General features: G+C 39.7%; 8 protein-coding genes. All 8 read left to right on the top strand.

Annotation, left to right across the window (positions count from 1 at the left end; translation table 11 throughout):
- The first annotated feature begins 78 nt into the window (after positions 1–78).
- Complete coding sequence (locus KG708_RS04260) at positions 79–1,074, top strand: YCF48-related protein (RefSeq protein ID WP_213608248.1); 996 nt, start codon at positions 79–81, stop codon at positions 1,072–1,074.
- Positions 1,074–3,395 carry an MMPL family transporter gene (locus KG708_RS04255; protein ID WP_213608247.1) on the top strand — a complete coding sequence of 774 codons (2,322 nt, stop codon included), beginning with the start codon at positions 1,074–1,076 and terminating at the stop codon, positions 3,393–3,395. The genes KG708_RS04260 and KG708_RS04255 overlap by 1 nt, the downstream gene beginning before the upstream one ends.
- 210 nt (positions 3,396–3,605) lie before the next feature.
- Complete coding sequence (locus tag KG708_RS04250; RefSeq protein ID WP_213608246.1) at positions 3,606–8,441, top strand: NAD-glutamate dehydrogenase; 4,836 nt, start codon at positions 3,606–3,608, stop codon at positions 8,439–8,441.
- A 102-nt stretch (positions 8,442–8,543) separates the two neighbouring features.
- The gene (gene pyrD / locus KG708_RS04245; protein WP_213608245.1) at positions 8,544–9,554 is read left to right on the top strand and encodes a quinone-dependent dihydroorotate dehydrogenase; all 1,011 of its coding nucleotides are present in this window, start codon (positions 8,544–8,546) and stop codon (positions 9,552–9,554) included.
- Between the two features lie 129 nt (positions 9,555–9,683).
- Entirely contained in the window at positions 9,684–10,214 is a 531-nt protein-coding gene (locus tag KG708_RS04240) for a cell division protein ZapC (protein WP_213608244.1), read from the top strand.
- A gap of 90 nt (positions 10,215–10,304) precedes the next feature.
- Positions 10,305–12,422 (top strand): bifunctional 23S rRNA (guanine(2069)-N(7))-methyltransferase RlmK/23S rRNA (guanine(2445)-N(2))-methyltransferase RlmL, encoded by a 2,118-nt coding sequence (gene rlmKL / locus KG708_RS04235; protein WP_213608243.1) that lies wholly within the window; start codon positions 10,305–10,307, stop codon positions 12,420–12,422.
- Complete coding sequence (locus KG708_RS04230) at positions 12,415–12,660, top strand: glutaredoxin family protein (protein ID WP_213608242.1); 246 nt, start codon at positions 12,415–12,417, stop codon at positions 12,658–12,660. The genes rlmKL and KG708_RS04230 overlap by 8 nt, the downstream gene beginning before the upstream one ends.
- 9 nt (positions 12,661–12,669) lie before the next feature.
- On the top strand, positions 12,670–14,586 hold the full coding sequence (locus KG708_RS04225) for an ABC transporter ATP-binding protein (protein ID WP_213608241.1): 1,917 nt from the start codon (positions 12,670–12,672) through the stop codon (positions 14,584–14,586).
- Positions 14,587–14,590 lie beyond the last annotated feature (4 nt).

Genomic DNA, 14,590 nt, shown 5'->3' with positions numbered 1-14,590 from the left:
TCGCGTTTGTCTATTAACGCATAGGTTTTCCTCTTTATTACAGACAAACAAATCCTCAGTTCAAGGCGAATTTAATTTATGAAGTATTTGGTCTATGCCAGCCTGATCCTAAGCGGTGCGAGTTTTGCACAAGACACACCTCAAAGTGCGATTAGCGCGATTAATGCAGATAAAACACTCCTCACCGACATTACACAAACCTCAGCAGGTCTTATTGCTGTGGGTAAACACGGTACAGTTATTAAAAGTGTAGATGGCACCGATTGGCAACAAGCGCAATCAGTACCTACACAAGTATTACTAACGGCGGTTGAATTTACTAATGACTCTAATGGCTGGGCATGTGGACACGATGCCACAATTATAAATACCACTGATGGTGGTAAAAACTGGCAGTTACAACACGCCAAACCAAGCTTAGACAAACCTTGTTTAGATATCTATTTTAAAGATGACGTACATGGTTATGCCGTAGGTGCTTATGGCATGTTTTATCAGACCCGTGATGGCGGCAAACATTGGCAAAAACGTTTTTTAGATTCACTGTTATTTAGTGAGGATAGAGATTATTTGAACGAGTTGAAAGAAACGGATCCTCAAGGATATGAAATAGAAACGTCCTCTATTTTGCCTCACTTTAATCGTATAGAAACCACTAGTAGTGGTTTAATGTTAGTCGGTGAAATGGGTTTAATGGCAAAAAGTGATGACGATGGCCAAACATGGCAACGTTTAGATGAAATTTACCCAGGATCGTTTTTTGGATTTGCATCTGATCCATCGCAACAAATCGTCGCGGGGCTCCGGGGTAACATTTTTATTAATAAAACCGATACACAGCAGTGGCAGCATTTAGAAAATGATAAAACCGCTACTATTAACAGCATCATAAACTACAACAATAAACAATGGCTATTACTGGCTAATAGCGGTGTTATTTTTCATCTAAAAAATAACGAGCTGTCTTATGAGCAATTGGCGGATGGTAAAGCAATACTTGATGGTGTAATTGTTAAAGATAAATTGATCATGGCGACAGAAAATGGCATTAAAGTGAAGGAGTTGACCCCTTAATGCAAGCAATTTTAGATTTCTTAGAAAAAGCGATTTTTAGGCACCGCACAGTGGTGCTGATTAGTTTTGTGCTAATTACCTGTGTGTTGATTTTTAAAGCAACACAGATTCAGCTTGATGCGTCATTTAATAAAAATATTCCGCTCAATCATGAATACATGAAGGTTTACACTAAACACGAAAAGCAATTTGGTGGTGCAAATAGTATTTTAATTTCGGTATGTGATGACAGCGGTGATATTTTTAACCCTGAATTTTTTACCCAATTAAAAGCCGTGCACGATCAGCTTTATTTTATTCCTGGGGTAAATCGTCCTTTAGTTAATTCTATTTTCTCACCCAGTGCCCGTTTTGTTGAAGTTGTTGAAGACGGCTTTGCAGGTGGCCCTATTATTCCAGCGAATTTTAAAGCAGACAAGCAAGGTTTAGGCGTTGTAAAAGAAAACATTGAAAAGGCTAAGGTCGTAGGTCGCATGATAGCAAGCGATTATTCGTGTGCCATGGTAACAGCGCAACTGCTAGAAACTGATCCGCAAACACAAGAAAAACTAGACACACTTGCCTTTGCAAAAAAATTAGAAACAGAAATACGTGAACCTCTCAGCACAGATAATATCAGCATTCATATTATTGGTTTTGCAAAAATGGCTGGCGATATCGCCGAGGGTGCAAAAGGGGTGGTCCTGTTTTTTGCCATTGCTATTGCGTTTACTTTTGTCATGGTTTGGCTGTTTTGCGGTAGTTTAAAACTCACTATTTTACCTATAGTATGTTCTTTTATAGCGGTTATTTGGCAATTAGGCTTGCTTTCAAGTTTAGGCTTTGGTCTTGATCCTATGTCTATCTTAGTGCCGTTTTTAGTCTTCGCCATTGGTGTTAGCCATGGTGTGCAAATGATCAATGCCATTGGCAAAAAAGTAGCCGAAGGTAACAGTACACGTGTATGTTGCCAATCTAGTTTTAGAGTATTACTCGTCCCTGGTGGGATTGCACTGTTATCTGACACGGTTGGCTTTTTAACTTTATTGACTATTGATATTGGTATTATTCGTGAACTAGCAATCACTGCGAGTTTAGGTGTTGCGGTTATTATTTTTACTAATTTAATATTGTTACCTGTTTGGGCGTCATACATGCGCTTTGAAAACACAATTCATATTCAGTCAGGTAATGTGCAAAAACCTAATATATTGGATGCGATAAGAGACATATTGGTCAAGGCAACGGATCCTAAAACAGCAAAAATAATCATTGGGTTCACACTTGTTTTATTTGCATTAGGGTATTGGCAAGCAGATAAAATGCGTATTGGTGATTTACACGCGGGTGCGCCATCGTTGCACCAAGATGCACGTTACAACCAAGATACCTTTTTAATATCGGACAAATACACTATTTCGTCTGATATTTTAAAAGTAATTGTTGAAGCCTACCCTGCGGCCTGTACAGAGCATGATGTAATGGAGCGAATATCGCGTTTTCAATATAAGGTCGAGAACTTAGCGGGCGTACAATCAGCGGTGAGCTTAAGCTCAGTCGCTCAATCAGTCAATGCCGGTTACAACGAGGGCAATTTAAAGTGGCAAAGTTTGCCGCGCAATTCTGCCAGTTTAGTGCAATCAACGTCACGTGTAGAAACCAGTACAGGGTTATTAAACGGTGATTGTTCGGTAATGCCGGTGATTATATTTTTAGACGATCACAAAGCACAAACAATTGATAACGTAATTGCAAAAGTAAAACAATTTGCCGATGAAGAGGGCACAGATAAACTTGCCTTTAAATTAGCGTCAGGGCCAGTTGGTGTTATGGCTGCAACGAATGAGTCTGTTTCAGCAGCGCAAATACCTATGATGTTGTACGTTTACGGTGCGGTTATTATTTTATGCTTACTTAGTTTTAAGAGTGTAAAAGCAACAATTGCGGTGGTATTACCCTTGTACATAGTATCAACCCTTGCACAGGCACTGATGGTACAGCTTGAGATTGGTCTGACTGTTTCAACGTTACCAGTGATTGCTCTGGGTGTAGGTATTGGTGTTGATTACGGTATTTATATTTTGTCATCAATGATGGGGCAGTTAAAACAAAACGTGCCATTGAGTATTGCTTATCGTAATGCATTAGTTGAGCGTGGCAGTGCGGTATTATTTACCGGTATCACGCTAGCGATTGGTGTTAGTACGTGGATTTTTTCAGATTTGAAGTTCCAAGTCGATATGGGAATATTGCTTACCTTTATGTTTTTAGTAAATATGTTAGGTGCCGTGTTACTTTTACCTGCAATTGGTAGTTTGCTCTGGACTGACCAGAAAAAATAAGGTGAATAAATTTGCTCCAAAATGGCCAGTAATGGCCATTTATATCTATATTTTGTGAATAGATGACCAAATAGCTGAAATGCTTAAAATGTTTTCATCGAAAAGGCTGTTTATTAGTTTCAAAAGGGTTAGAATTTAACTGACTCCACGCTAATAAATGGCTGTACAAATACTCTGCTAAACTAGCAGTGATAGATTAAGGAACATACAATGACACGAAATGAAGGCCAAGCCTCGGTTATTTTAGATAACGTCTGTAAGCTTATCCAGAAAAAAGTTCGCGCTGATAATGTGTTACTCGTTGAGAAATTCGCCAAAGCCTTGTACAGCAATATGTCTAAAGAGGATTTGGCAAATCGCAACGATAGTGACTTATACGGTGCTGCACTCAGCCTTTGGAATTCGCTAGAAAAAAATACATCAGATGACGCAGTAATCCGCGTTTTCAATCCTGAAGTGGCAAAAGATGGCTGGCAGTCATCACATACCATTGTCGAGATCATAGCTAAAGATATGCCGTTTTTAGTTGACTCTGTACGTATGGCGATGACGCGAAAAAATATAGCCTCTCACTTACTGCTACATAGCCCACTGAAAATTCAACGCGATAAAAACGAAAAAATATCTGGGTTATCAAGTTTAAAAACAGAGCAAGAATCAACATCAACAAAAACGGTGTTTTTTATCGAAATTGACCGTCAAACAGATGCGTCTGTTATTGAGTCTTTCAAAAAAGAACTTGAATCGGTATTAATTGACGTATCGGTTGCCGTTGAAGACTGGCAACCTATTCGTGAAAAGCTTATCTCAGTCAGTAAGAATTTGCCTAAAAATCATAATAATACTACTGAGCTTAAAGAAACGGTTGAGTTTTTAGATTGGCTGGTCAAAGATAATTTTACCTTAATGGGTTACCGACAATATGAACTTTCTCCAGTTCAGGGTGACTACCAGTTAAAAGGTAACATGGAAACGAGTTTAGGGTTGATGAAAAACTCTGACACTGAACACACGCGTATGCTCTCTGATTTACCTGAGGTAGCTCAAAGAGAGGCGCGTAGCAGTAATTTATTAATTTTAACTAAAACAAATTCACTGTCTCGTGTCCATCGTCCAGCTTACATTGATTATGTGGGTGTTAAGCGTTTTGATGACAAAGGGAATGTGGTAGGTGAAGACCGTTTTATTGGGTTATTCTCATCTAACTTTTACAACAACAGTGCTGCAGATGTGCCAGTGCTTAAAAGCAAGATTAATCGTATTATGGATATGTGCGACTTTGCTAAGGGCACACATGCATACAAAGCGGTGTTAAATATTTTAGAAACCTACCCACGTGATGAACTAGTTCAAGCACGTGAGCATGAGCTACTAGAAGTGGCTATGGGTGTATTGCAAATACAAGAACGCGACATGTGTCGTTTATTTGTACGTAAAGATGCATACGGTCGTTTTCTATCTTGCATGGTGTATGTACCACGTGAACGTTATAACACGGCGTTGCGTCGCGAAACGCAGGCTATTTTAGCAAATGCATTTAATTCTGACGTTAAAGTCGAATTTACTACCTATTTCTCTGAGTCAACACTAGCGCGTACTCATTACACCGTTCGTGTGACCGATAACAATATTGAATATAATGTGAAAGACATAGAAAATAACCTAATTGAAGCCGCTCGTACCTGGGAAGATAAACTCCAATCAGCCTTACTTGAATCTGCTGGGGAAGCGCGTGGTAACGAGTTAAATCGTAAATATTGCAATGCGTTTGCTCGTTCTTATAAAGAAGAAGTATTGCCAAGCGCCGCTGTTGTTGATATCGAAAAGCTTGAAATGCTAAGCGATGACAATAAGCTAGAGATGTTGTTTTATCGCCCACAAGAAGAAGCAAACAGCAACATTGTTCGTTTAAGCTTATTCCATAAAGATGAGCCAATTCACTTATCAGATGTGATGCCAATGCTTGAAAACTTTGGCCTGCGTGTTATCGGTGAAACGCCCTATGCGGTTAAAACCAATGATGGTCACGTTAATTGGATTATGGATTTCTCCATGCTGATTGATAGCAAAGAAATGGCTGATTTTGATAAAGTTTCTGCTCGTTTTCGTGCTGCGCTTACGAGCGTTTGGGCTAATCGATTAGAAAATGATGGCTTTAACCGTTTAGTGCTCATGGGTGGTTTAACAGGCCGTGAGTCTTCAATTTTACGTGCATACGCAAAATACATGCGTCAAATTGGGGTGACGTTTTCACAAACTTATATTGAGAGCACGTTTGCTAATTACCCGCATATTGCTGCAAAAATTGTTAATTTATTTGCAAAAAAATTCTCTGTTAAAAAACCAGCCAGTGCCAAAACACTGGAAAAGCTTGGCACAGAAATATACTCAGAATTAGAGAACGTCGCTAACCTTGATGACGATCGTATTATCCGTTTATACGTTGATATGATTGTTGCAACGTTGCGTACTAACTATTTCCAAAAAGATGCTGAAGGTAAATTTAAGCCATATATTTCACTTAAAATTCAGCCAAGTCTTATCCCAGATGTGCCGCTCCCGGTGCCAGCATTTGAGATTTTTGTCTACTCGCCACGCGTTGAGGGTGTGCATTTACGCTTTGGTAAAGTAGCCCGTGGTGGTCTTCGCTGGTCTGACCGTCGTGAAGATTTCCGTACAGAAGTGCTTGGCTTAGTTAAAGCGCAGCAAGTTAAAAATACCGTAATTGTACCGGTTGGTTCAAAAGGTGGCTTTGTATGTAAACAACTACCTAGTGAGCGTGAAGCGTTTATCAAAGAAGGCCAAGAATGTTATAAAATCTTCATTCGTGGTTTATTAGATATTACAGATAATATTGAGCGTGGCGAAGTTGTACCTGCAATTGATGTTACTCGTCATGATGAAGACGATGCATACCTAGTGGTTGCAGCGGACAAGGGAACTGCGACCTTCTCTGATATCGCTAACGGAATTGCTAACGAATACAACTTTTGGCTCGGTGATGCGTTTGCATCCGGTGGGTCGGTTGGTTATGACCACAAGAAAATGGGTATTACAGCACGTGGTGCATGGGAGTCTGTTAAACGTCATTTCCGTGAAATGGATATTAACTGTCAAACCACAGATTTTACTGCCGTCGCTATTGGCGATATGGCCGGTGATGTATTTGGTAATGGTATGTTGTTATCAAAGCACATTCGTTTGCAAGTGGCGTTTAACCACTTACATATTTTTGTGGATCCAAACCCTGATGCCGCTAAATCTTATCCAGAACGCGAGCGTTTATTTAATCTGCCACGTTCATCATGGGAAGATTACAACAAAGCGTTAATTTCAAGCGGCGGTGGTGTGTTCTCTCGTGCAGCCAAGTCGATTACGCTTAGCCCAGAAATGAAAAAAATGTTGGGCACTAAAAAAGCCAGCATGACGCCTAATGAATTGATCAAAGCCTCACTTATGATGGAGTTTGATTTATTGTGGAATGGCGGTATTGGTACTTATATTAAACATTCTAAAGAAACCGATGCGGATGTTGGCGATCGTGCAAACGATGCACTGCGCATTAATGGTAAAGACCTTGGCGCTAAAGTCTTTGGCGAAGGCGGTAACTTAGGGGCAACCCAGTTAGGTCGTATTGAATTTGCAGCTAAAGGCGGTCGGGTAAATACTGACTTTATCGATAACGTAGGCGGTGTTGCGTGTTCAGATAACGAGGTTAACATTAAGATTTTACTTAATGGCCTTGTTGCCGAAGGCGATTTAACACGTAAACAACGTGATGAGTTATTGTATTCAATGACCGATGAAGTTGCACAATTAGTGCTTAACGACTGTTATCGTCAAACACATACGTTATCAATTACCCAATCGAAGGGGACTTCAACGCTTAAGGAAAAAATTCGTTTTATTCATGCGCTCGAAAAAGAGGGCAAGCTAGATCGTGCTATTGAGTTTATTCCTACAGATGAAGAGCTAGCAGAGCGAGCTGCAGCGGGCAAAGACCTAACTCGTCCTGAGCTTTCAGTGTTGGTGTCTTATGCGAAAATGGTACTCAAAGAGTCATTAGTGACTGATGAGATCACTGAAAATCCGTATTATCGCCAGTTACTGGTTAAATCATTCCCACTTCCACTGCGTGAGAAATTTAACGATGCGATGAATAATCACCCACTTCGTAAAGAGATCATTGCCACTAAGTTAGCAAATAATATCGTTAATGATATGGGCTTAAACTTTATGGTTCGCATGAATGAAGAAACGGGTGCAAATGAGGCAGAAATTGCACTGTGTTATTCAATTGCGAGTGAAATTTTCCAAATGCGCGAAACCTGGTTGTCTATCAGTGATTTAGATAACAAGATACCTTCGAATGTACAAACGGAAATGCTTTATCAACTTCGTCGTACAGTTCGTCGTGCAACACGTTGGTTCTTACGTCATCGCAATAAGGCGCAAACAATTGAACAATCAATTGAAATATTCGCACCAACATTTGCTGATTTAAGTGAAAACTTAACTCAATACATAGTTAAAGCAGAAAGCGACCGTATTGAGAGTGCCCGTGAAGAACTAATCCAAAGTGGTGTACCGACTGAGATTGCACAGCGTGTAGTATCGTTATCGAGCTTATTCTCGGTGATGGACTTAACGCAAATTGCTCAAAACGCTAACCGCAAAATTGATATGGTGTCGCACACTTACTTTAAACTAGGTGCGCAAATGGGGCTGCATTGGTTCTTAGATCAAATCACTAATCAACCGGTTTCTAACCATTGGCAGGCATTAGCGCGTGCGTCATATCGTGAAGAGTTAGATTGGCAGCAACGCACCTTGTCAGAAGTGGTGTTAAACAGCTTTGAAGGTGAAAACAGTGATGTAGATGGCCAAATTGAGCAATGGATGGAGAGTCAAGACTTATTGTTACAGCGCTGGAAGCAAATGCTAACAGAGTTTAAAACATCGCAAAGCCATGATTTTGCAAAATTCTCAGTTGCACTGAGAGAACTTATGTTGCTAGGTCATAACTGTGACACATCTGCAAAGTAACGATGATTGATTAAAGTTAATCGTTAAACAGTTTTTTGTTATATAATACCTCAGCCTTGTCTGAGGTATTTTTTTGTCTACAAATTTAAGAGGATTATATTCATGTTTTACGATTTAGCTCGCCGTTTTATGTTTACCCGTGATGCGGAGTGGGCGCATGATTTTGCTCTTAACAATTTACGTCGCTTTGCTCATACGCCATTGAGTGCTGCGTGGTCACAAAGTGTAGCAAATAAACCCGTGAATTTTTTAGGGCTTGAATTTAAAAATCCGGTGGGGCTTGCGGCGGGTCTTGATAAAAATGCTGAATGCATTGATGCCTTTGCCCAGATGGGGTTTGGTTTTATTGAAGTAGGCACTGTTACACCACGTCCACAAGCAGGTAACGATAAGCCGCGTATGTTTAGATTGCCACAATCAAATGCAATTATTAATCGCATGGGCTTTAATAACAAAGGCGTTGATAATCTAGTTAATAACGTAAAAGCAGCAAAGTATAATGGTATTTTAGGTATTAATATTGGTAAAAATAAAGATACACCGAATGAGCAAGGTAAAGATGATTACATTCACTGTATGCGAAAGGTGTTTGAGCATGCATCTTATATCACTGTAAATATTTCATCTCCTAATACCCCAGGGTTACGTGATCTTCAATATGGCGCAGCATTAGATGACTTATTACAAAGTTTGAAAAATGAGCAGCTGGATTTAATTGCCAAACATAATAAAAATGTTCCTATGCTGGTTAAAATTGCGCCAGATCTTGATCCTGTTCAAATTGAACAAGTGAGCGAATCACTATTAACGAATAAAATTGATGGGGTAATTGCCACTAATACCACCCTTGAGCGTAGCCTAGTACAAGGTCAGCAGTATGCTGATGAAGCAGGGGGTTTATCGGGTGCGCCGGTTAGAGAGCGCTCAACTCATGTGGTTTCTCAGCTAAAACGTTTAACTAATAATCAATTACCTATTATAGGTGTTGGCGGCATAGATGATGCCCAATCTGCGCAAGAGAAATTTAATGCGGGTGCTGATTTAGTTCAAGTTTATACTGGTTTTATATACAAAGGACCGCAATTGGTTAAGTCGATCATTAATAGCTTATAAGGATCAGTTATCTAAGCTTTTGATCGTTCGATAAATGTTCTAAAAAGACATTTTAATAATGGTCAAAAGCAGCTATACTCTAAGCTTATTGTATTATTTATACGTAAAGCATTAGGAAGGGAGGAGCATATGTTACAAGCGTCAAAGCAATGGCAGTGGGTTGCGTGTGCTAAAAAAAACCGCTTATTGCTAGATTTAAATGACGATATGCAGCTATGCACCCCTTATAAACTAAGGCAATTGACAGATTGCACCTTTAAAAATCCTTATTTTAGCCTAGAAGACGCTGCTTTTTATGAGCAAGTATATTACTACCTTGAGCAGTTTAATTTATGGAACCCGGCACAGTTATGTCAAATAGCGCTTAATGCGACTGCAGTTAAGTTTCAATTAAAACCTGTTTTAGCTAAAAGTTGGTTTTTTAAACCCTACACGGGCACTATCCCAAGCACTGAAGCCGTTATCAACTTGAGCTCTGAATCTCAAACTGGCGAGTTTTTAATTGTGGAGCATTGCCCTGATGCGTCTGTCTGTATTAATTTAAGTGAAACTTTTGCGCTTGACGATAATTTATCACTCTTACAGTTTGAAGTGATCCGCGTATTAAACAACCGTGTTCACCCGCTTATTATTACTCAGTACGATAGCCAAACAGCTTAATCTAATTTAGTTTTCCCACCGTGTTTATGGCGTATTTGTACGCAAACCTATGCTATAATCCCGCGCAATTAGCTATTAAGGGTTTTTACTTTGCAATTTATCGCACTTACTTCTATCGGAATCGAAAATTTATTGGTTGATGAGCTTACAGAGCTTGGTGCTACGGTGTCAAAACAAACTGTGGGTTCTGTTCGCTTTGAGGCTGACTCATTGCTAGCGCAAAAGGTGTGTTTATCAACACGCTTTGCTACGCGTGTACTTATGCTTATTGAAGAAAAAGAAGGCGTAAATGACAAAGACAGCTTGTATAAATTTGCACGCTTGCAACCTTGGCAAGAGTGGTTTGGGCCTACGCAAACCTTTGCTGTTGATTTTAATGGCACCAATGACTCACTCAAAAATACTCAGTTTTCAGGCTTAGTGATTAAAGATGCAATTGTTGATTATTTTAATGATTTGTATGAACAGCGTCCAAACGTAGATAAGCAAGATGCTAATGTGCGCGTGGTTGCACGTTTAAATCGCCATGGTGTGTCACTTTATATTGATTACTCAGGCCCGCGTTTATCAGAGCGTGGTTACCGTCAAGGTCAAGGTAAAGCACCGATTAAAGAGCATTTAGCTGCGGCGATAATTAAACGCAGTGGCTGGCTTGAAAATGTTAATCAACCACTATTCGATCCTTGTTGTGGCGCCGGAACTATTTTAATTGAAGCGGCAGGGATGGCACGTAACGAAGCACCGGGCTTATTTCGTGAAGGGTTTGCGTTTGAACGTTTACCAAGCTTCAGAGCGGCAAAGTTTAAAGAACTTAAAGAGCAACTTTTAGCCAATATTACCGATCCTAAATTGTGGTTAATTGGTCATGACTACGACGCACAGGTACTCGATAAAGCCATCGCTAATGCGCAGCGTGCCGAGCTTGATACGGTGATTAAGTTCAAACAAAGCGATGCGACTAAACTCACTTCGGTTGCAAAGTTACCGGGTGTTGTTATTTCTAACTTACCTTATGGTGAACGAATTGGTTCTATGGCCGAGTTAGTTAATTTACATCGTAGTTTAGGTATTGGCTTTAAAAAGCACTTTAATCACTGGAAACTCGCTTTACTGGGCATGGATGAAAGCTTGTTCAAATTGCTTAAATTAGTGAAGCAAAAACGCTATAAATTTAAAAATGGCCCCCTTGATGTTGAATTAAACCTGTATCAGCTCGATGACAAGCAAGTCAGTCTTAGTAATGATGACAAACCGGCTTTAAACTTTGAAGGCTCAATGGCCTTTGCTAATCGCTTGAAAAAGAACAAACAAGGCTTAAAAAATTGGCTTAAGCAAAATAAAGTACATGCTTATCGTGTGTATGATGCGGATATTCCAGAATATAACGTCGCGGTTGATATTTATAATGACTCAGCGGTTATTTTTGAATACGCAGCGCCAAAAGAAATTGATGAGAAAACCTCAGAAAAACGCCTGCAAGACGTTATCAGTTTAACGGCCCAGCAGTTGACTATTGCGCCAGAAAATATCGCTGTGAAAGTGCGCAAAAAGCAAAAAGGGGAAGAACAATATACCCCTATGGCAAAGCAAAACAGAACTATGGTGGTCGAAGAATTTGGTGCTAAGTTTAAAGTTAACTTATTTGATTACTTAGACACCGGGCTATTTTTAGATCATCGCCTTGCGCGCCGTTACATTCAAGAAAACGCCAAAGATAAGCGATTTTTGAATCTGTTTGCCTATACGGGTACAGCGTCAGTGCATGCGGCATTAGGTGGTGCAAAAGCGATTACTACCGTCGATTTATCTAAAACTTATTTAAAGTGGGGCCAAGATAACTTTGCACTTAACGATATTAGCAATACCCGTTATCGATTTGAGCAGGCTGACTGCTTAAAATGGTTAGAGTATGCTCAAGGCCAATACGATTTGATATTTTTAGATCCGCCGACATTTTCAAATTCAAAGCGTATGAAAGATGCGTTTGATGTGCAAAACGATCATATTAAGTTACTAACGTGGGTTAAAAAAATACTCAGCCCATCGGGTACGCTTATATTTTCTAACAATAAACGTGGTTTTGTGATGGATGAGGTGGGTTTAATGGGCCTAGGCTTAAAAGCAGAAAATATTTCAGAAAAAACCTTATCGCCCGATTTCAAACGCAATAAAAAAATCCATAATAGCTGGCTAATTAAACATGGCTAAATGGGTTTTATATCATACAGACGGTTGCCACTTGTGTGAACAAGCAGAGCAACTGTTAAAACCGCTACTTTCATCAACTGATGAGTTACAGCTTATTGATATTATGAGTGATGACTCATTAATTTTAGCATATCAAATCAGTATTCCGGTTTTAAAAAATCAACAAGGCCAGCAATTATTTTGGCCTTTTACTGCAGCTCAGGCGCAGCAGTTTTTAGCGCAAGCAGAACAAGAGTAAAGATTAACTATGGATTTAATTAGAATTTCAAAAGCACAATTAGCTTACGGCACGCACCCCTTATTAGATAATGCCGATGCGGTAATAGAAAGCGGTGAACGTGTGTGTATTGTGGGTCGTAATGGTGCAGGTAAATCAACGCTTTTAAAAGTCTTAGATGGCCAAGTCGTACTTGATGATGGCGAAATAAACCAAGTCGGTAGTTTAAAAATATCGCGTTTAGAACAAGATCCACCAAAAGGGGCAAGCGGCACTGTATTTGATTATGTTGCCCAAGGTATGCCTGAAATTGCTAATTTACTTATTGATTTTCATCATGTGAGTACACAGCTGCAAACCGATTGTACTGATCAATTACTCAATAAATTAGAACGTTTATCGAATCAGCTAGAAGCCGCTGATGGCTGGCGTTTTGATAGCCGAATTCAACTTGTATTAACCCAGTTAGAATTAACTCCTGATGCAAAACTCGAATCCCTCTCCGGTGGTTGGTTACGAAAAGTTGCACTCGCACGTGCGCTAGTGAGCGAGCCTGATTTATTATTACTCGATGAGCCTACCAACCACTTAGATATGATGAGTGTAATGTGGTTAGAGCAATTTTTGAAAGAGTTTAAAGGCGGGATTGTCTTTATATCTCATGACCGTGCTTTTATTCGCGCCGTTGCAACGCGTATTTTAGATTTAGATCGCGGTAAACTCATTTCTTACCCAGGTGATTATGCCACGTATTTAGAGCAAAAAGCCCATGATTTAAAAGTGGAAGAAACACAAAATGCCTTGTTCGACAAACGCTTAGCAGAAGAAGAAGCCTGGATCCGCCAAGGCGTTAAAGCGCGCCGTACGCGTAACGAAGGGCGAGTTCGTGAGCTTAAACAATTACGTAATGAGCGTAAAAAACGCGTTGATCAAGTAGGCAAAACCGATTTCAATATTGAAACGGCTGATCGTTCAGGTAAATTAGTGTTTGAAGCGAAACACTTAAACCATGCATTTAAAGATAAAATCATTGCTGATGACTTCTCTACTTTGGTTATGCGTGGTGATCGTATTGGATTAGTCGGCCCTAACGGCATTGGTAAAACAACACTATTAAAATTACTATTTGGTGATTTAAAAGCTGACAGTGGCGAAATAAAGCAAGGTGTTAATTTAGAATTTGCTTATTTTGATCAATACCGTGAAAAGCTCGATGAAGAAGCGACCGTTCAAGATAACGTGGCTGAGGGTAAGCAAGAAGTGATGATGGGCGGGCGCTCTCGTCATGTATTAGGTTATTTACAAGACTTTTTGTTTCCACCAGCACGTGCTCGTACCCCCGTAAAAGCGCTCTCAGGTGGTGAAAAAAATAGATTACTTCTGGCTAAGTTATTCTTAAAGCCATCAAATATATTGGTTCTTGATGAGCCTACCAACGACTTAGACATAGAAACGTTAGAGTTACTAGAAGATATCATCAATCAATACCAAGGTACTGTGCTGATAGTTAGCCATGACCGTGAGTTTATTGATAATACCTGTTCGAGTGTATGGGCCTTTGAGGGTAACGGCAAGGTAACAGATATCGTTGGTGGTTATAGTGACTATGAAGCCTATACGAACTATTTGGCAGAGCAAGAAAAAAAGGAGCACCAACAGCCGGTTAAAAAGGTTGAAAAACCTGAGCCAGCAGCAGTTAAAAGTAATAACAAAGCAAACAAACTCTCTTACAAATTAAAACTTGAACTAGAGCAACTACCTAATAAAATGGAACAGCTTGAAGCTGAGCTTGAAAAACAACAAGAACGAGTCAGTCATGAAGACTTTTTCAAGCAAGACAGCAATATAACAGCTAAGGAATTGAACCATTTAGCCCAGCTTGAGTCTGACCTTGAAGCCGCTTTTGAGCGTTGGGAAGAACTTGAAGAATTAAAGAATCAGCAGTAAGGAA

Origin of the sequence: Pseudoalteromonas sp. (assembly GCF_018402495.1) — a bacterium.
Classification (GTDB): domain Bacteria; phylum Pseudomonadota; class Gammaproteobacteria; order Enterobacterales; family Alteromonadaceae; genus Pseudoalteromonas.
The sequence above is the reverse complement of the archived record's forward strand: the minus strand, read 5'-3'. Positions and strand labels throughout refer to the sequence as shown.

Bases quoted from the DNA above. Each gene is read 5' to 3' on its own strand.
- KG708_RS04260 (WP_213608248.1), top strand. From the start codon at position 79: ATGAAGTATTTGGTCTATGCCAGCCTGATCCTAAGCGGTGCGAGTTTT.
- pyrD (WP_213608245.1), top strand. From the start codon at position 8,544: ATGTTTTACGATTTAGCTCGCCGTTTTATGTTTACCCGTGATGCGGAG.
- KG708_RS04230 (WP_213608242.1), top strand. From the start codon at position 12,415: ATGGCTAAATGGGTTTTATATCATACAGACGGTTGCCACTTGTGTGAA.
- KG708_RS04255 (WP_213608247.1), top strand. From the start codon at position 1,074: ATGCAAGCAATTTTAGATTTCTTAGAAAAAGCGATTTTTAGGCACCGC.
- KG708_RS04250 (WP_213608246.1), top strand. From the start codon at position 3,606: ATGACACGAAATGAAGGCCAAGCCTCGGTTATTTTAGATAACGTCTGT.
- KG708_RS04225 (WP_213608241.1), top strand. From the start codon at position 12,670: ATGGATTTAATTAGAATTTCAAAAGCACAATTAGCTTACGGCACGCAC.
- KG708_RS04240 (WP_213608244.1), top strand. From the start codon at position 9,684: ATGTTACAAGCGTCAAAGCAATGGCAGTGGGTTGCGTGTGCTAAAAAA.